Annotated in this window: 15 protein-coding genes and 2 pseudogenes; 13 read left to right on the top strand and 4 right to left on the bottom strand. The window is 64.1% G+C overall.

All coding sequences use genetic code 11. From position 1 onward, the window contains the following. Positions 1-47: 47 nt before the first annotated feature. From M8523_RS24795 to M8523_RS24810, 4 genes are read left to right on the top strand one after another with little or no spacing between them, the layout of a single operon-like run. The gene (locus M8523_RS24795) at positions 48-989 is read left to right on the top strand and encodes a branched-chain amino acid ABC transporter permease (protein WP_282587586.1); all 942 of its coding nucleotides are present in this window, start codon (positions 48-50) and stop codon (positions 987-989) included. Then, positions 986-3556 carry a branched-chain amino acid ABC transporter ATP-binding protein/permease gene (locus tag M8523_RS24800; RefSeq protein ID WP_282587587.1) on the top strand — a complete coding sequence of 857 codons (2571 nt, stop codon included), beginning with the start codon at positions 986-988 and terminating at the stop codon, positions 3554-3556. The genes M8523_RS24795 and M8523_RS24800 overlap by 4 nt, the downstream gene beginning before the upstream one ends. Positions 3557-3593: 37 nt before the next feature. Then, a complete protein-coding gene (locus tag M8523_RS24805) occupies positions 3594-4805 on the top strand; it encodes an alpha/beta hydrolase family protein (RefSeq protein ID WP_282587588.1) in 1212 nt (403 codons plus the stop codon). Between the two features lie 12 nt (positions 4806-4817). After that, positions 4818-5702: a polysaccharide deacetylase family protein gene (locus M8523_RS24810; protein WP_282587589.1), complete on the top strand. Its 885-nt coding sequence runs from the start codon at positions 4818-4820 to the stop codon at positions 5700-5702. On the opposite strand, the gene M8523_RS24815 is transcribed toward M8523_RS24810, so the two are convergent. Continuing rightward, complete coding sequence (locus M8523_RS24815; RefSeq protein ID WP_282587590.1) at positions 5615-6274, bottom strand: hypothetical protein; 660 nt, start codon at positions 6272-6274, stop codon at positions 5615-5617. The two genes, M8523_RS24810 and M8523_RS24815, sit on opposite strands and share 88 nt — an antisense overlap. A gap of 297 nt (positions 6275-6571) precedes the next feature. Between M8523_RS24815 and M8523_RS24820 the strand changes: the two genes are divergently transcribed. The 7 genes from M8523_RS24820 (at position 6572) to M8523_RS24850 (ending at position 13270) form a co-directional block, all read left to right on the top strand. After that, on the top strand, positions 6572-7282 hold the full coding sequence (locus M8523_RS24820; protein WP_282587591.1) for an SDR family NAD(P)-dependent oxidoreductase: 711 nt from the start codon (positions 6572-6574) through the stop codon (positions 7280-7282). A gap of 80 nt (positions 7283-7362) precedes the next feature. Then, entirely contained in the window at positions 7363-8367 is a 1005-nt protein-coding gene (locus tag M8523_RS24825) for a substrate-binding domain-containing protein (RefSeq protein WP_282587592.1), read from the top strand. After that, positions 8367-9884 (top strand): sugar ABC transporter ATP-binding protein, encoded by a 1518-nt coding sequence (locus M8523_RS24830; RefSeq protein ID WP_282587593.1) that lies wholly within the window; start codon positions 8367-8369, stop codon positions 9882-9884. Before M8523_RS24825 ends, M8523_RS24830 begins: the two co-directional genes overlap by 1 nt. Next, positions 9881-10825: an ABC transporter permease gene (locus tag M8523_RS24835; RefSeq protein ID WP_282587594.1), complete on the top strand. Its 945-nt coding sequence runs from the start codon at positions 9881-9883 to the stop codon at positions 10823-10825. Before M8523_RS24830 ends, M8523_RS24835 begins: the two co-directional genes overlap by 4 nt. Beyond that, entirely contained in the window at positions 10822-11829 is a 1008-nt protein-coding gene (locus tag M8523_RS24840; RefSeq protein ID WP_282587595.1) for an ABC transporter permease, read from the top strand. Before M8523_RS24835 ends, M8523_RS24840 begins: the two co-directional genes overlap by 4 nt. A gap of 2 nt (positions 11830-11831) precedes the next feature. Next, a complete protein-coding gene (locus M8523_RS24845) occupies positions 11832-12353 on the top strand; it encodes a hypothetical protein (RefSeq protein ID WP_282587596.1) in 522 nt (173 codons plus the stop codon). 38 nt (positions 12354-12391) lie between these two features. Beyond that, positions 12392-13270: an N-acyl homoserine lactonase family protein gene (locus M8523_RS24850; RefSeq protein WP_282587597.1), complete on the top strand. Its 879-nt coding sequence runs from the start codon at positions 12392-12394 to the stop codon at positions 13268-13270. 35 nt (positions 13271-13305) lie between these two features. On the opposite strand, the gene M8523_RS24855 is transcribed toward M8523_RS24850, so the two are convergent. Next, entirely contained in the window at positions 13306-15213 is a 1908-nt protein-coding gene (locus M8523_RS24855; RefSeq protein WP_282587598.1) for a bifunctional 5-dehydro-2-deoxygluconokinase/5-dehydro-2-deoxyphosphogluconate aldolase, read from the bottom strand. A 45-nt stretch (positions 15214-15258) separates the two neighbouring features. Beyond that, positions 15259-16032 carry an SDR family NAD(P)-dependent oxidoreductase gene (locus M8523_RS24860; protein WP_282587599.1) on the bottom strand — a complete coding sequence of 258 codons (774 nt, stop codon included), beginning with the start codon at positions 16030-16032 and terminating at the stop codon, positions 15259-15261. Between the two features lie 209 nt (positions 16033-16241). Between M8523_RS24860 and M8523_RS24865 the strand changes: the two genes are divergently transcribed. Both M8523_RS24865 and M8523_RS24870 read left to right on the top strand, forming a co-directional pair. After that, positions 16242-16967 (top strand): GntR family transcriptional regulator, encoded by a 726-nt coding sequence (locus tag M8523_RS24865; RefSeq protein ID WP_282587600.1) that lies wholly within the window; start codon positions 16242-16244, stop codon positions 16965-16967. Between the two features lie 408 nt (positions 16968-17375). Continuing rightward, a pseudogene (locus M8523_RS24870) lies at positions 17376-17633 on the top strand (transposase zinc-binding domain-containing protein); the annotation flags it as partial. A 760-nt stretch (positions 17634-18393) separates the two neighbouring features. Here M8523_RS24870 and M8523_RS24875 read toward each other — a convergent pair. Beyond that, positions 18394-18591 (bottom strand): annotated as a pseudogene (locus tag M8523_RS24875) (alpha/beta fold hydrolase); the annotation flags it as partial.

Consider the following 18591-nt stretch of genomic DNA (forward strand, 5'->3'; position numbering starts at 1 on the left):
ATCTCCCGACCTCACGCCTCATCCGCAGACAATCTCGAGATCATGCGATGAGCTGCCTCGCCAGTCTTCAGCAGCAGTTCTTCGCGAGCCTGTTCAACGGCCTTGCGATCGGTTCGATCTACGCGCTGATCGCGCTCGGCCTGACGATGGTCTATGGCATCCTCAACCTGATCAACTTCGCCCACGGCGAAATCTTCATGATCGGAGCATTTGCGGCGTTGGGCGTCTTGTCGGCGCTTGGGGTGAGCGCGTCGTCGAGCGGGCTGGGCATCACTTTGGCGATTGCCGCCGCTGCTTTGGCCGCCATGGCCGCTTCGGGTGCGGCGGCGATGCTTCTGGAGGTCGTCGCATACCGGCCGCTCAGGCGTCGCGGCGCACCCCGTCATGCGGCCATGATTTCAGGGCTGGGGTGCAGCGTGGCTATCCAGGAAACCTTCGCGCTGGCATTCGGGCGCGGTAATCTACCTTATCCCAGCGTATTTCCGTTGAAGACACTACTTGTCGTCGAAAGCGGTCGAATCACCAGCCGCATGGTGCTGATCATGATCTGCACCCTGGGCATGATGATCTTGCTGGACAGGGTCGTCATGCACACAAGACTGGGCCGCGGGATACGCGCCTTGGCACAAGACCCGGTCGCGGCCGGGCTCATGGGCGTGAATATCTCCCGCGCCATCCTGGTCACGTTTTTGATCGGCGGGCTGTGTGCAGGACTGGGTGGCGTTCTTTATGGAATATACTTTAGCAAGACGAGCTATATGCTCGGCTTCATTCCAGGATTGAAGGGACTGACTGCCGCTATCCTTGGGGGCGTGGGTAATCTGCCCGGCGCGGTGCTCGGTGGGTTGTTGCTCGGACTGATGGAGAATTTGGGAGGCGCGTGCCTCCCCGGCCAACTCAAGGATGTGGTCGGATTTGGCGCCCTTCTTCTCGTTCTTGTCTTCCGCCCACAAGGACTGCTTGGCGAACGTCTCGCCCGGCGAACATGAAGTCTCAGCGCGTGTCCCTGCTCGCATCGCTCGGCTGGCGGTCCGGCGACCTTTTTCACGAAGCGCTTCCGATCGCGTTGATCGTCGGCGTGGGGGCCCTCGGCTTGCAACCGTTCGGCCTCGGATCGCCTTATCTCAGCGCCGTGGCCGTCATGGCGGGCATCTACATGCTGCTCGCGATGGGACTGAACGTTGTGGTCGGCTTCAGCGGTTTGCTCGATCTTGGTTACGTCGGGTTCTGGGCCGTCGGCGCTTACGCGACTGCCATCGTGACGGGCGTTGCGCCTTTCCATATCGTCAGCCTCGATTTCTGGCAGGCAATCCCGGTCGCGATTTTCGCGGCCGTGACCAGCGGCTTGTTTCTTGGCCTCGTAACCTTGCGGGTGCGAGGAGACTATCTCGCCATTGTGACCCTGGGCTTTGGCGAGATCGTTAGGATCGTGGCGAATTCCTGGGACTCGGTCACCGGGGGTCCAAGTGGGATCACCGACATCCAGCATCCCGAGATCTTTGGGCTCGATTTCGGGCTTGATCCGCGCCGTTACGTTCTCTTGACGTGGCTCTTCATCGGCTTGCTCTACTTCATCATCTCCAACCTTTGGCGGTCCAAGCTCGGGCGGGCCTGGTACGCAACCAAGCAGGACGAGGACGCGGCCGAGATCATTGGCGTGCCGACATTCCGGATGAAGTTGCTGGCCTTCGCGACGGGCGCATCGACAGCCGGCTTCGCGGGCGCCGTCTACAGTTCCTATGTCGGCTACATCATTCCCTCGAATTTCGTGCTGCTGACCGCCATCATGGTCCTCGCGGCCGTGGTGCTTGGCGGCATGGGGAACATGAAGGGCGCGATGGTGGGAGCCATTCTCATCGTGTTCCTTCCGGAGTTGTTTCGCCCCTTCGCGGAAGCACGATTTTTGATCTTCGGCGTGCTCCTGGTCGTTGCGATGGTTCTCAGGCCAGACGGGTTGTTCCCGCTGCGCCCGCGCCGCTACCGGCTCCGTCCAGTGCCATCGATCACCTTCGACAGCTCCCCAGCCATTGGGCCAGTGTCTCCCGGTACCGAATTCGTCCTCGAATGTCGGGACGTCGGAAAGCGATTCGGTGGCCTCGTTGCGGTCCGCGGGGTGGATGTTTCGATCCGCAAAGGCGAGATCTTCGCAATCATAGGCCCCAACGGGGCGGGAAAGAGCACGTTGTTCAACCTGATCAGCGGCACTGTGAAACCGGACAGCGGAACCGTGGCACTGGCGGGAAATTCGATCAATGCCTTGAGGCCGCACGCGATCGCAAAAGCTGGGATCGCGCGGACTTTCCAGCTGATCAGGCTTTTTTCGGCCGTCACGGTGCTGGAAAATGTACTGGTCGGCGCCGATCTCCGCATTGCGGTCAATCCGGTTTTGACCGCGCTCGGGCTACCCGGGGCCCGGCGCGCCGACATGCAAGCCATCGCCGTCGCAGATGCCGCGCTGTCGTTCTGCGGTATCGCTCATCTGGCGCCGCTCCTGGCCGGAAGCCTTTCCTACGGCGATCAACGGCGCGTTGAGATCGCGAGGGCTCTGGCGGCGGCGCCCAAGGTGCTGCTGCTCGACGAGCCTGCGGCCGGCATGAACCCCACGGAACGTAAAATGCTGGGCGAATTGGTCCGCAAGATCCGGGTAACTGGCGTAACCGTCGTGATCGTTGAACACGACGTCAATCTGGTCATGGGCATCGCGGATGCGGTCCTTGTCCTGGAACGCGGCGCGGTCATCGCCTACGGAAAGCCGGAAACGGTGCAACGCGACCGGCGCGTGATCGAGGCTTATCTCGGCCGCCGGACACACGCCGCTCCGGCTGAGCGCGCGCATAAGACTCCTGCGGAACCCCTGCTCGAGGTTCGCGATCTGAAGGTTTCGTATGGTCCGATCCAGGCTGTGCATGGCGTGGACTTGGAGGTGCGACGGGGTGAGATCGTCGCTTTGATCGGCGCCAATGGTGCCGGCAAGTCCTCCACCCTGCTGGCCTTGTCGGGCGCACGCCGTGCGTCGTCGGGCACCATATCCTTCGAACACACCCGAATCGAACATTGGCCGGCTCACCGCATTGCCGCGACCGGCATCGCCCTGGTTCCGGAGGGGCGCCGCGTCTTCCCCCGCATGACCGTGTGGGAGAACCTCGCCATGGGGTCCTATGCGCGCGCCGGTGACGGGAGCGATCAGGATCTGGAACGCATGTTTGACCTGTTCCCGATCCTCAAGGCTCGGCTGACGCAGCCCGGCGGGTCGTTGTCGGGCGGAGAGCAGCAGATGCTCGCCATGGCGCGTGCCCTGATGTCCCGTCCGACGCTGTTGATGCTGGACGAGCCGTCCATGGGTCTCGCCCCACAGATTGTCGATCGAATCTTCGAGATCATCGAAAACGTCAACGCCGCGGGAACGAGTGTTCTCCTCGTAGAGCAGAATGCCGAGAAGTCGTTGGCCATCGCGGACCGCGCCTACGTGATCGAGGGAGGCCGGATCCGACTGTCGGGCGCCGGGTCATTTCTGCTCGACCATCCCGACGTCCAGGCGGCTTATCTCGGGGCCTAGCCGCCGGTTACCATCTCCATAAGAAGGACGAACAGCAATGCCCAAGATCGTACGCTCCGGCCAGGATTGGATTCTCGACCGCTTCATCGGGACTCTTGGCGTCAATGCTCTCATGCCCGGTTTCATGACATTCATGGCCAGCCCGATCGTCGGGTTCAACAACGCCGATCTCGAATATATCGGGAGGACCACCAAGGGCGTGTCGAGCATGCGCCGGGCCTACGAGCGCGTCGGGAAGTACCGCGAAGGTCTGGCGCAGGAGGCTGAGGCTCGCGGTTACGTTGCAACGGCCCGTCGCCAGTTCCACTACGCGTCGCTCGCCTATGGCTTCGCCCAATATACCGTGCAGGAGGACCACAGCCCGGTGAAGAAGGCCCTGCACGACAAGTCGCAGGAGTGCTTCGGCGGGGTGATGCGACATGCTGCAACACCAATTGAGAAAGTGGAAATTCCGTTCGAAGACGAGCCCAGCTACGATGCCAAAACGTTTCCGGGCATTCTCCACCTGCCGGCGGGCCCGGGCCCTTGGCCTTGCGTGATCTTCATCCCGGGCACGGATATGCACAAGGAGCAGGTTCCCAATCCGGAGGACAACATCTTCATCAAGCGGGGCATGGCGGTCTTGGCTTTGGACGGACCGGGGCAAGGGGAAAGCCTGCTGCGCATGCTCAAGGTCCGTGTCGACACCTGGAACTACGAGCGGGCCGTCAGCGCCGCGATCGACTATCTCGAGACTCGTCCGGAGATCGATTCGAGCCGTATCGCCACGTTCGGCGTTAGCACCGGCTCCTATTGGTCGCCGCGCGCTGCAATCTGGGAAGCCCGTCACGGCAACAGGATCAAGGCAGCCGGCGGCCTGGCGGCGCAGTGGGACCCGTCCTTCGTCACCGAATTCGAATATGCCCAGCCGAACTTCAAGTCGAACTACATGTATATGGCAGGCGACGACTCCGAGGCGGAGTTCGACAGGAAGGCACCGCTCCACGATCTGCGGCAGGATATCGCCGAGATCACCTGCCCGATCCTGATCGTCCAGGGTGAGTATGATGAGCTCTGCACGCCCGATCAGGTCGAAGCGATCCTCGCGAACGCAAAGGCCCCGACGGAGATGCGCATCTACGAGGATGAATTCCATCCGCTCGGCGGTGTTGCGGTCGAAGCCTACGAAAGCGCCGTCGACTGGCTGAAGGATCGGCTCGACCAGAAGCCGGTCGAGCAGTCGTTGATCACTCGTATTCCACGCCTGTAAGGGAGATCCGCCATGCCCCTCAGCATCCGCGAGCGCGTTCCCTATGTCGCGATCGTCGACCGCCCGTCCCTGACACTTCCTGATGGGGTGCGGATGCCCGTCTGGGTGATCGTCAACGTCGAGAACTGGGACCCCCGACGGGCGATGCCCAGGGCCGTGCTGCCACCGCCGATGGGCAATCCGCTGCTCCCCGACGTTCCCAATTGGTCCTGGCACGAGTACGGCATGCGCGTGGGCTTCTGGCGCATCTTCAAAAGTTTGAACGATCGCTGCATCGTTCCGACCCTGGCGACCAATGGATCGGTCTGCGAGACCTATCCGCGGATCGTCCAGGCTGCGCATGAGAAAGGCTGGGAACTGATGGGCCATGGATGGCTGCAAGGCCCGATGCACGTGCTCGAAGACCAGAAGGCCTCGATCCGCCGGACCATGAATGCGCTCCGCGCTGTGTCCGGCAAGAACCCGCGTGGGTGGGAAAGTCCGGGCCTGACCGAAACGCAGGAGACCATCGACCTTCTGGCCGGCGAAGGCATCGAATACGTGGCCGATTGGGTACTGGACGACCTCCCTTGCGAGATCAAGACGGCGTCCTCACCTATCCTTTCGGTCCCCTACACGGTCGAGATCAACGACGTTGCGATCTCTGCGGTGGCGCAGCACTCGTCCGACGAGATCCTGAAGCGCGGGATACGTCAGTTCGACAGGCTGTATGAGGAATGCGAGAAGGCGCCCCGCATCATGTCGATTAGCCTTCATCCCTATTTAACGGGCGTTCCGCATCGAATCGGATTCGTCGAAGAATTGCTCGATTACATCTCGTCGAAGCCGGGGGCCGTGTTCTGGACTGGTGAGCAAATTGTCGATTGGTATAGGCAGTTCAATTCCGGAGGCGCGTAGATCGCGGCGCCGCGTCCTAAATCCTGGAAAGAGATCCTCTGCTCAGTGGGTAGATGGTCTAAAGTCCGCAGAGCCACGACCAGCGCAACTGGGCCACAAGGGTCGCTCCATTCACGCCCAGCCCTTATGATCGATACATCTATCCCAATTGCCCGCTTCGGCACAGGAGGAGTGCGGTTACTGAAGGGCACCTTCAAGGCTCGGGCACCTTCGATCTGATCTTCCAAGCATTCCTTGAAGTCAATAAAATGGGCATGATTTTCGCTGGCCGTCCAATGGCCGCTTGCGACCGCCGATGTCATGCCCTCGAATGACTTACTTGGGCGCACCGCAGGCTGGCTGCTCTTCGCCGGATGTTCGTCGAATAAAGGCATGAACGGCGAGGTCAACATGCTGGTGAGGCCGATACGCAACTCAGAGATCACGACGGCCGGCGGGTCGCGCTTGGAGAAGTGAGCGGCTGCGACGCCGCTTTCCGGCACGCCCGCATCGAGCCTCTGCGCCCGTTGGTCCTCGATTCGCGTCCGGCACGAGATCGGCTCGCTGAGGATGGCTGCTTCGAGGCGATCCAAAGAACTTCAAGATCGGCGGTCAGAGCCGTAAGTCCGCCGATCGCGTGCGCTACCACGATCGCGATGGACGTCGTGATGGCCTTGGGGTCGCCGAGTGCCAGGGTCTTTGATCCCAACCCTTAGCTGTGCGCCGCACGATGTTGCGGGCGAGCAGCACAGCAGGCGCCGCGGCGCCGGCCCCCCAACCATATGGCCCCGGCGAAAAACACCCGGATCGGCCAAACGGCATCTAGACGATTAAAAAATAGCGTATAGAATATATTCGTAAGCCACTATCGGGCCGCAATGGGAGAGCGCATGCCATCCGGGGAGCAGAAGCGGACCGCGATCGTATCGGGGGGTGGAACCGGCATCGGGCTGGCAACTGCGAAGCGGCTGCTCGATAGGGGCTACGCGGTCACCGCGGTCGGGATCGACCGGGAAGAGCAGATTCCCGAAGCGCTTCAGTTCGTGAAGCTCGACGTTTCCGACGATGCAGCGATCGCGAGGCTGAGCTCCGGCTTCCCTCGTTTGGACGCCCTCGTGAATGCCGCGGGCATCAACGCCCACAACCGGGGCGAGTTCGAGATGAAGGGGTTCCGCCGCGTCATCGACGTCAACCTGAATGGAACGGCGTCGCTGTGCTTCGCCTTCCATAAGGCGCTCGAAGCCGCCAAAGGCGCTATCGTCAATTTCGCGTCCATGCATGCGATCTTCGGCGCGCCGCTCACGCCGGCCTACGCGGCCAGCAAAGGCGCCGTCGTGCAGCTCACAAAATCACTGGCGATCGCGTGGGGCGAGAGCGGGATCCGCGTCAACGCTGTGGCGCCGGGCTGGATCGACACGCGCATCTCGGCCAACGCCAAGAACAATGAGGATCGCGCCCGCGCCATCCTCCAACGCCTGCCCCATAAGCGATGGGGCCAGCCCGACGAGGTCGCGACGGTCGTCTGCTTTCTTCTCTCGGACGAGGCCAGCTACGTGAGCGGCTCGGTTTACAACATCGACGGGGCCTATTCGGTCACCTGAGACATTCAATGCGGCAGCGGCGCCTCGCGCGGTGCTGCCTCTCGGCCATAACAAAAATCTAACGTGGAGGGAGAGAAATCATGATCGATCGTCGTCGTTTCATCGCGTCGGGCGGGTTGCTCGGCTTGGGTCTGGGTGGCGGCCTGTGGCCCTACCGCGCCATAGCGGCGGGCACACCCATCATCGCGTTCTCGCAAGCCGACCTCATCAATGATTGGCGCGTCACCAACCAACAGGACATGAAGGAGCATGTCGAGGGCGCGGGCTACAAGTTCATCACCGCGTCGAGCGAGGACGATCCGGCCAAGCAGCTGTCGGATATCCAAAGCATGCTGGCCCAGCAGCCGAGTGTCCTAGTCGTGGCGCCGCTCGAATCCGTGGCGCTGGCCCCGGCGGTCGGGCTTGCGGATGACGCCGGCATCCCGATGATCGTGATCGACCGCACGCTGGCCGCCGAGCCGGGAACCGGCATGTACAAGGCGGAGATCGTCCAGAGCCATTACAACTCGGGCAAGCTCCTCGCCGAAAAGGCCGTGGAACTGCTGAAGGCGAAGAACGGAGCGCCGAAGGGCAGCGTCGTCCGCGTCCAGGGCATTCCCGGATCTTCGCCGGTCATCGACGCCGGCAAGGGCTGGGACGATGTCATGAAGCCCTATCCGGAGGTCAAGACCGTCGGCGCGTCTAATGCCGGCTTCACCAAGGATGGCGGCATCAAGGTGATGCAGGATTTCCTGCAACGGTTTCCCAAGGGGCAGATCGACATCGTGTGGTCGGACTATTCCGACATGACCATGGGCGCCATCCAGGCCATCAAGGATGCGGGCCGAAGCGAGATCCTCGGGAACATCGTCGGCGAAGGCGGCCAGATCGCGGCCATCGAGGCGGTGACCCGTGGCGAGATCGCACGCGAGACCCAGACGCCGCCCTATTTCGGCGAGATCGTGATCCAGAACGTCAAGAAACTGCTCGCAGGACAGCCGATCGAACCCAAGCAGAATCTGCCCATTCTGGTCTTCGATGCTGACAAGAAAGCCGATGCCCAAGCCTATCTGGACAAGATCAAAGGGAAGGGCCTGAAGTTCTGATGACCGACGGCCCCGTTCTCTCGCTCGAAGGCATCGACAAGGCGTTCGGCCGAGCTCAGGTGCTCAAACAGGTCTCATGTGCCTTCCGACCCGGGGAGGTCCATTGCCTCATGGGGGAAAACGGGGCCGGCAAGTCGACCTTGATCCGGATCATCTCGGGTGCGCATCGCGCCGATTCCGGACGGATCGTGTTCGATGGCGTGAGCCAGGAGCGCTACACGCCCGCCTGGGCGCGCACCCACGGCATCGCGACCATCTATCAGGAACTCGATCTCGTCCCCAATCTGAACGCGGCCGAGAATATCTTTCTCGGTCGGGAGCCCCTGGGGCTTCTCGGTCGGATCGACCATGCCAAGCGACGCCAGCGCACCCTCGAGATTCTAGCCTCCATGCAGGTCTCGGTCGATATCCGGCGTCCTGTTCACGAACTCGGCATCGCCCAGCAGCAGATGGTGGCGATCGCCAAGGCTCTCACGGTCGATTGCCGGCTTCTGATCCTGGATGAACCGACCGCCGTCTTCACACAAACCGAGACCGAGGCACTGTTCGCGCTGGTGCGCCGCATGCGCGCGCGCGGCATCGCGATCGTCTTCATTTCCCACCACATGGACGAGATCTTCGCCATCGGCGACCGGATCACCGTGCTGCGCGACGGCGTGGTGGCCAGCACCGGCCCGATCGGCGAGTACGATCACGACAAGCTGGTCCGTCACATGGTCGGGCGTGACATCGCGGTGGGCCAGCGCCGGACGGTGCCGGCCGATGCCGAAGCGCTTCTCGAGGTTCGGGATCTGTGCGACGGCGATCTCGTGCGTGGCGTCACCTTCTCGGTTCGCCGAGGCGAGATCGTGGGCATGGCCGGACTGATCGGTTCGGGACGCACCGAAACGGCCCGGTTGCTGTTTGGCGCCGCGCGGGCCAGCGGTGGGGAAATCCGACTGCGCGGGAAGCTCATTGCGCCCAAGACGCCGTTCGAGGCCGTGCAACTTGGCATCGGCATGGTGCCGGAGGATCGCAAGCTGGACGGCCTCGTCCTGAGGCGGACCGTCGGCGAGAACGCCGCCTACACGCTCGTGCGAAAATTATCGCGGTTCGGTGTCGTCCCCTGGAGGCGTGTCCGCCGCGAGATCGCCGGCACGGTGACGGAGCTCTCCGTGAGGCCGAACCGGACGACGGCCCTGGTGGCCCGACTGAGTGGCGGCAACCAGCAGAAGGTGGTGCTCGGCCGATGGTTGGCGGCGGGAGTCGATCTGCTCATCCTGGACGAGCCGACCCGCGGCGTCGATATCGGGGCGCGCAGCGAGATCTATGCGGTGATCCGTGGCCTCGCGGATGCCGGACTCGGCATCCTGCTGATCTCCTCCGATCTGCCGGAGGTTCTCTCGCAGTCGGATCGCATTCTGGTGATGACAAAAGGGCGCGTCGCGGGCGAGATTCCCGGCGATGCGGCAACGGAGGAGAACGTCATGGCCCTCGCCTTCGGTCAGCCCGGAGCCGCGCAGAGGGCCGCGGCATGACCACGCCCCCCCTGCGGGCTCTCTCGAACTATGGTCAGGTGATCGCGGCCCTCCTCCTGTTCGCGGCGGCGGCCCTCACCGAGCCGGCCTTTCTGACCCGGTTCAACCTGACCGGCATCGCTTTCCAATATTCGGTCATCGGCTTGATCGCGCTGGGGCAGTTGCCTGTCATCCTCACGGCCTGCATAGACCTTTCGCAGGGCTCGGCGATCGCCATCGCGGCCGTGGTCCTGGCCCTGACCGCCCCGGTCCTGGGGCTGGCTGGAGCCTCGGTGCTCGCGATCCTGGCCGGAGGCGCGGTGGGCGCCGTCAATGGCCTCCTGGTCTCGTTCACCCGCATTCCCGCCTTCGTGGTGACGCTTGGAACGATGAGTGTCGGGCGAGGCCTGGCGCTGACCCTAAGCTCGGGACAACCCATTCCGGTGCGCGACCCCGCGTTCATGAACCTCGTCCGGCTGCGCTTCTTCGATGTGCCCGGCACCTTTCTGGTCTTCCTCTTCGGAGCCGGGCTGCTGGCGCTGCTCCTGGCGCAGTGGCCCGTGGGCCGCGCCGTCTATGCGGTCGGTGGCCATGAGGAGAATGCGAGGCTCACGGGCCTGAATGTGCCCAAGGTCAAGATCCTGGTTTATGTCCTGTCGGGTCTCACGGCGGGACTGGCCGGGGTGCTGCTGACATCGAGGCTAGGCACCGGCCATCCCTTGAGCGGCACGGGCTACGAACTGATCAGCATCTCGGCCGTCATCATCGGTGGCGCAAGCCTGTTCGGCGGCATCGGGCGTGTGTCGGGCGTGGTCGCGGGTGTCCTGCTGCTTGGCATTCTTGACAGCATGATCAATCTGTCGGGCACCTCCCCCTACCTGCAGGGCACCATCAAGGGCGTCGTGGTGCTCGCCGCGCTTGCCTTCAGCCAATGGAACCTCAGCCGGGCAGCCGCCCGATGAGCCAGGCCGACGTGGAACCCCAAGCCGTACGGGCGGCCGAGCGGAACGAGAAGACGTCCATCCGCAACCTGACGGTCGAGCAGGTCAGCAACCTCCGCCTCCTGGCTCTGTTCGTCGCCGTAGCCGCGATCGGCGCCCTGCTGTCGCACGGGGTCCTGCTTCGGCCGGAGAACCTGTCGAACATCCTGCAGCAGAATGCAGTCCTGTTCGTCGTCGTGCTGGCGCAGTTCCTGATCGTCGTGTCGGGCGGCTTCGACCTGAGCGTCGGCGCCGTGACGGCGCTCGCCAGCGTGATCTTCGTGGGTTGCATCGACTATGGCTTGGCGGTCTCGATTCCCGCCGCATTGCTGGCCGGTCTGGCTGTGGGCGTGGTGAACGGCGTGCTCGTCACTTTCGTCCGGCTGCCGTCGTTCGTGGTGACGCTCGGCACCATGCAGATCGGCTATTCGGTCGCCAAGATGTGGACCGGCGGCGGCACGATCCAGACCGGGTTTCGAGGCGCGACCCTGCCGCAGCCGCTGCTGCGCTTCTACAGCGTCGATTGGCTTCATGTCCCGCTTCCCGTGTGGTTGGCGATCGGCATCCTGGCCCTCACGGCGCTGTATCTGAGGAGTTCGATCGGCCACTTCCTCTTCGCGGTCGGCGGCAACGCTCGGGCGGCACGGCTGGCCGGCATTCCCGTCAGCCGCGTCCGGCTCACGGCTTATGCGGTCGCCTCGCTGATCGCCTCGGTCGGCGGCCTGCTGTTCGCGCTCCGGGTCGGCTACGGCGACCCCCAGGCGGGAACCTGGCTGGCCCTCGACTCAATCGCCGCCGTGTCGATCGGCGGTGTCAGCCTGACGGGCGGCGAAGGCAGCATCCTGTCCGGGTTCCTCGGCGTACTGATCATCGCGATGCTCGACAACATCATGAATCTGCTCGGCGTCTCGGTCAACGCGCAGCCGATCGTCAAGGGGGTGATCGTGATCGCCACCGTCTACATCTATAGCCGACGTAGGAGCTGACGATGACAGGGGGCAACTTCTCTGCGCGCGCCGTTGCGAGGCTCGCCGTCGAGCGTCCCAGGATCCCACCCGCGGAGCCAATCACGGCGGCAGAATGGGCGGCTTCGCCTGATCTGGACGATCGGATCCACGCCTACATCGTCGCCGTACGCGGCGGTTTCGAACGCCTCGAAGACGCCGTGCGGCAGCTCGCCGCCGTCCTGATCCTGGCCGCCGCCGGTGCTCGCCGGTCCGACGATCACCCTGTTCGCGTCAAGGCGGCTCAGGACCTTTCCGAAGCCTGCGACCGCTTGCGGACCCTGTCGCCGCCTGCTCGGGCCGGCCACCACCACCATCACCTCCTGCAAGCCGCTGCGAAGACCCGGGCCGCGATGGGTCAGCCCTGGAACGAGACCCAGAGGGCCCTGCATCTGCTTGGCGAGGCCTCGGACCATCTTCGCTGGGCCACCGGCCTCCTGCCTGGCTTCGAGGTCGTGGCCCTGGGCCAGGGCTGCGGATGCTGTTCCCCGAAACCACGAATGTAGCCGATCGCGATCATCATCGGCCCACATGGGAGCCTGTCGTGCCCACCTACTCCATTTGGCTGCTCGAATATGCCTATGTTCCGAGCGCTCCCGCCGGCGGCGTCGTCTATGGCGACTTCGCCGGCCCCGACCGCAAGCTTCCCTACGCCTACATCCTGATCAAGGGGCCGGGCGTGCTGGCTATGGTGGACGTGGGCTACAACCATCGCGACTATGGAGCCGAGATGGCGGTCCGCTTCGGGGTGGCGGGGTGGCAATCGCCCGCGGCCGTCCTGGCGGAGGTCGGGGTTCGTCCCGAGGAGGTCGGGCAGGTCTTCCTGACCCACGCCCATTTCGATCACGCCGGGAACACCGATGCCTTTCCGAAGGCCACGTTCTACCTGCAAGAGCGGGAGCTCTCGAAGTGGCTCTGGGCGCAATCGCTCGACAAGAAGTTCCGCTGGCTGCTCAAGGCGACCGATCCGTCGGATATCATGCGCATCGCCGAACTGGCGCGGCAAGGCCGGCTCGTCGCGGTCGATGGCGACCGGGAGGACGTGCTGCCGGGCATCGATCTGCGGGCGGCCCACGATACCCATACCTGGGGCTCGCAGTTCGTCACCATCCGCAACGACGGCCAGCACAACAGCCAGGACGCCTGGGTCATGGCCGGCGATCTCGTCTACAGCTACGACAACATCCGCGGCGACGACCCGGACCAGCCCTCCTACATCCCGATCGGACTGGCCCAGGGCGACCAGTGCAATCTGCTGCTCGCGACGGATGCGATGATGCAGGTCGTCGGCGGCGAGATGCGGCGGGTGATTCCCGTCCACGAGGATGCCCTCGCCTCGGGGTTTCCCCATCGCATTACGGACAAGGGGCTCAAGATCGTCGAGCTCGCCCTGGCGGATGGTGAAGCGAGCCGAGTGGCCTAAAAGGCGGAGGCGCCCCGGGGCGCCTCCTGACTGTGTCAGGCGACGGCGGCCTCATCCCAAGCCTTGACCAACGCGGCGAAGCGGTCGGCCATCGTCTTGACCGCGGCTTCGTCGTCGATGGTCCCTGCCAGCCAGGCGGCGGCCGGTTCCGCGAAAATCGTCCGGCCGACCGCAAACCCCTTGACCAGCGGCTCGGCCGCCGCTGTGCGGAAGGCCTCGGCGAGTTCATCCTGGGGGGCCTCGAGTCCCAGCATCACGATACCGCGGCATCGGACATCGTTCGATCGAATCGCCTCGCCGATCGCGGTCCAGGCCCGGCGCGTCGTCTGCGGTTCCAGCTTCCACCAGTCCGGTTTGATGCCGAGCGCGTAGAGGCGGCTCACGACCCGCGCCACCGTGTTCTCGCCCAGCGTGCCGTGCTTTCCGGCGATGATCTCGACCAGCAGCTCGCGGCCGACAGTTCGCGCCGCGTCATGCAGGCGGAGCAACTCCCGCTCTTGCCGAGCCTTCAAGGCGTCGTCGTCGTCCGGATGATAGAAGCACAGGCACTTGATCGTGTGGGTGATCGGCCATTCCGCAAGATGGCTGCCGAGATCGGGAAGTCCGTCGAAGTCGAGCGGACGCGAGCCGGGCTGCTCCACCGGGCGGCCAAGCCAAAGCCCCTGACGCGCCGCGGCATGGAACGCGCGCGTCCCGTAGGTGGAATCGAGCAGCATGCCGAATCCCGGGCGGCCGTCGGCGACGCGGGCGGCGGCCTCGACGGCCAGTTCCTTGAACGCCGCGATGCGGGCCCGAGGCACCGAGAGACGATCGGCAACCGCCTCGAGTTGCGCCCGGTGGTCGATCGCAAGCGCCATGAGACGGTCGGGCTGAGGGCGTCGCGTGGTCGACCAATGCAGGTGGTTGAGGTCGGGATCCTTGCGCAAGGCGTGGAACGCGCTGCCCTGGTCCAGGAAGTGCTGCAGCTCCGGCCAGGTGGGGCTTTCCGGAGAGCACAGCAGACGCGACACCGCGAAGGCCCCGCAGGCGTTTGCCCAGGTGGCCGAGGTGGCATGGGGCTCGCCCCGCAGCCAGCCGCGCAGGAAACCGGACAGGAACGCGTCGCCCGCGCCCAGCACGTTGTAGACCTCGATCGGGAAGCCCCGCCCCACGATCCCATCTTCGAGCCGGTCTGGAATGGCTTCGGGATAGACCACGCACCCCATCGGCCCGCGCTTCAGCACGATCGTGGCGCGCGAGACGGCCCGGATGGCGCGCAGGGCCGCGAGTGTGTCCTCGGTGCCCCCGGCGATGTGAACTTCTTCCTCGGTGCCGACGATCAGGTCGCAGTCCGGCAGAATCGCGGCGAGTTGGTCCGAAACCGCCTTTGACGCGATGAACCGCGACTCGCCGGCGCTATGGCCGGCGAGGCCCCAAAGGTTCGGCCGGTAGTCGATGTCGAACACGATGCGCCCGCCGCGCGCATGCATCAGCCGCATCGCCTTGCGCTGCGCGGCCGCCGTGTTGGCCTTGGCGAAATGGGTGCCGGTCACTACCACGGCTCCGGCCCGAGCCAGGAACGCCGGATCGATATCACCTTCGTCCAGCGCCATGTCGGCGCAATTGTCGCGGTAGAACAGGAGCGGAAACGCCGTGTCGCTTTCGACCGAGAGAATGGCGAGCGCCGTCAGACGTTCCGGGTCGACCCGGATGCCGTCCGTCGCCACGCCCTCGCGTTTCATCTGCTCCAGGACGTAGCGTCCCATCTGCTCGTCACCCACACGGGTGATGAGCCCGACATCGAGGCCGAGGCGGGCCGTGCCGATCGCGATGTTGGAGGGGCAACCACCGACCGACTTGGCGAAGGAGGTGATGTCCTCCAGCCGCGATCCGATCTGCTGGCCATAAAGGTCGACCGAACAACGGCCGATGGTAACCACGTCGAGGGCGTTTGCGCGGCTCACGTCGAAGATCCTGAAACGATGAGGCTAAAGCGGGGACGGGCTGGATCAGAGCATCAACTGACCGCCGTTGACCTCAATAACCTGACCCGTCACGTAGCCGCTGAGCGACTCGGACGCGAGATAGAGGTAGGTGCCGACGCATTCCTCCGGCGTCCCGGCGCGCCCCATCGGAACCGCGCCCTCCATGGTCCGCATCTGCTCGGCCGAGCTGAAGCGGTCGTGGAACGGGGTCCGAATGACTCCTGGCGAAACGGCATTGACGCGGATCTTGTCCTTGACGACTTCCTTGGCGAACCCGCGCGTGAACGTGCTGACGTATCCTTTGGCGGCCGCATAGAGCACCGAACCGCCGCCTCCGCCGTGACGCGCCGCGATCGAGGTCGTATTGATGATCATTCCGCCGTTCTTGCGCAGGAAGGGCACGGCGGCCCGGCAGGCCCAGACGATGGAATGGGCGTTGAGATCGGTCACGAGTTGATCGTGCTCGGGGTCGGAATCCGCGATCGGTACGCGCTTGAGCAGGCTTCCGGCGTTGTTGATCAACCCGTCCAGCCGGCCGAAGTGCGCCGCCGTCTTCTCAACCACCGCCTTTGCGACTTCAGGCTTGGCGACGTCGCCGGCCACCAGAAAAACGGTGCCACCCGCCCTGGTGATGTCGTCCGCAACCGCTCGGGCAGGCTCCTCGCTCGAATTGTAGTGCAGCCCGACGAGAGCCCCTTGCGCGGTGAACCCGCGCGCCACCGCGGCTCCGATCCCTGTCGATGCGCCGGTGATGAGGATCACCTTCTGATCCAGGTCGGGGATGATCATTCCAGCCATTGCGGGTCCTCAATTCATGCGACTGGTAAACCTATAGCGTATAGAATATATTCGTAAAGCCTTGTCGCTTACGGATCGGCCGGATCAGGGTGAGAAGACAAGGCTTGCGAGATAGACGATCACAATGGAAATCTGAGAAGAGGCTGCACGCCTGGGCGGGGCAGTTCACGCAAGCCGGCGACCCTGGCGGGCAAAGCGGCGAGAGAGCGATGAGGCGTCTGGAACAGATCGGCCGGGGCAACCTGTCGACGCAGGTCTACAAGCAGTTGCGGGCCGCGCTGATGAGCGGCTTCTACGAGCCCGGGCAGCGTCTGCTGATCATCGATCTCGCGGAGGAGATGGGAACCAGCGTGACGCCGGTGCGAGAGGCCATCTTCCGCCTCGTGGCGGACGGCGCGCTCGAGATGCAGAAGGTGCAGGCCGTCACCGTTCCCATGCTGAGCGACGAGCAGATCGCGGAAGTCAGGACGATCCGCATCGCGCTCGAAGGTGAAGCCGCGGCCCTCGCAGCGCGAAAGGTGACGGGCCGGCAGATCGCGGACATCACCAGAATCAACGATGCGTTCTTCTCGGCCCTTCGCGATGGCGACCCACATCAGGCCAGCGAACTGAACCGCGAGTTTCACTTGGCGGTCGTGTCGATCGCGGAGATGCCGACCCTGTCCTCAATGGTAGAAATGATGTGGGCCCGCATGGGCGCTCTGATCCATCGCATCAACCTGAACCTGCGGGTGTCGCAGGACTATGGCCCGGATCACGACCACTACAAGGTCATCGAGGGCCTGAAGACCGGCGATGCCGATCTTGCGCGGCAGGGGATCCAGAACGATATCCGGTTTAGTCGAATCGGCATTCTCACTCCGCATGGAGATGGCGAGGCGCCGCAACCTGAAAAGGCTGGGCGCCGCAGGCGAAAGATGCCCGCCAAAACATGACCAGTGCGTTGCGCCTGCGGCGGCGGGGAGGGTTGACCGTTCCATCCGTTCGCGGCCGAGGGCGTTCTTTCAGCCGCATCGCCGGAGTCATCTGCCGGAAAACGGGCGTGCCGCCTCGGTCCCTTACGGCCGATGAGACAGCAGCCAATTTTGGTCGCTCGCGATGGATCGAGGCAGCAAGATCATTAAATCGGCAAGATGCCGCGCCGGGGATGGCCTCGGCAAGTCGCGTGCTCTCCAGCCCGCGACGGTCCGCCTAAAGCAACTGGCCAAGGCACCGTGAACGACCGCGAAGGGTGCGATCCTGAAAGTAGTTCCGGCCCTCGGTGCACGGTGCGCGCCGTGACCAGTCCACTCGGCAGGCTCGGTCTCTTCGCGCCCGACCAGGGGGCGCCCGGCGGCTGAGGCGTGCCGACCTCCTCACTGGAGATCGCCGATGTCTTCCGGGCCGCAGGCCCAGCTTACCGGGCGAAGCAGCTCAAGGTTCCAGGCATGCGCAGCATGGCTGGAAGAGCTGCGGAGGGCGCTCACGCCGGGCATTTGAGCCTGCATCAGCTCAAGATCATGGCGGCGATCCAGAACTGCCGGACAGCCGCTCTGGGCGGCCATGTCGAAGGCTGCGACGACTGCGGCCACCTTCGCGTCGCTTACAACAGCTGCCGCAACCTTGCTGCGGCGGTCGGATGCGTATCATCGGGACATTCGAACGATGGATGCAGCCACGCGCACCGCCTCGTGCGTCCGCAACAACCAAGGCGCTGGCGTGACCCGGCACGGCCTGATCTTCCTCCACGTCGCAGCCATGCCGCTCCGACGAAAGGCCAGATGCGCGTCGCTTGTCCGTGACCGTGTGAGACGCGACCACCCCACCGCCCGAGGGCCTGCCGACAGACAATCAGTCCAGCTATCCCGCGCTCCAGCTCCAGGTATCCCGCGCTCCGGCTTAAGACGGAATGCGTCTTGGCGCCCTTAGACCGCGTTCCACCACGCGCCTGAACTTTAAATCCCCATAGCGCGACCTGGACACCGCGGGTTCGGTCTTCGGCGACTTTCGTACGCCTCACAGCGCCCGAAACTCTTCACGGAAGGAGAAAGTCCGGTTTCCGGCGCAAACATTACCGAGCAGCCGTTCAGCGGAGGCACGCATGCCGGGCCGTGGTCACCTTCGGATTGATCGCGCCGCGCCGTCTGGGAGGCTGTACAAGGCGAGGCGCGCGAGAGGGCTACTCAAGTCGCCTGTGCCCAAGATTAGCCAAGGCGCAGCTGGCCGACGTGCATTATCCAGCCGACACGGTAAGCGGCGTGTAGCCAACGCGGCTTATTGCTCGCAGGCGAACAAGCCTGTCCGGTCCAAATGGGCCCGATACCGCGCCCACTTTACGTTCCCTAAGTTGGCGGTTTTCCCGCGTAAGCGGTGACTGGGCCGTCACGGCGCTTCCATCAGTTGCTTCAGATAGGGCGCCCAGACTTTGGCCTGCGTCAGCGTCTGATGGCCAATGGTGTCAGGTCCTTCGGGGACGACGACGAACCGGCCGTTCTTCACGCGTGGCATGACACGCGCCATCGCACCAAGCTGCACGGGGTTGAGAAGGTCGTCGGCGAAGTTGACCGCAAACAGGCGAGC

The organism is Lichenifustis flavocetrariae (assembly GCF_026130545.1).
GTDB classification, from domain to species: domain Bacteria; phylum Pseudomonadota; class Alphaproteobacteria; order Rhizobiales; family Beijerinckiaceae; genus Lichenihabitans; species Lichenihabitans flavocetrariae.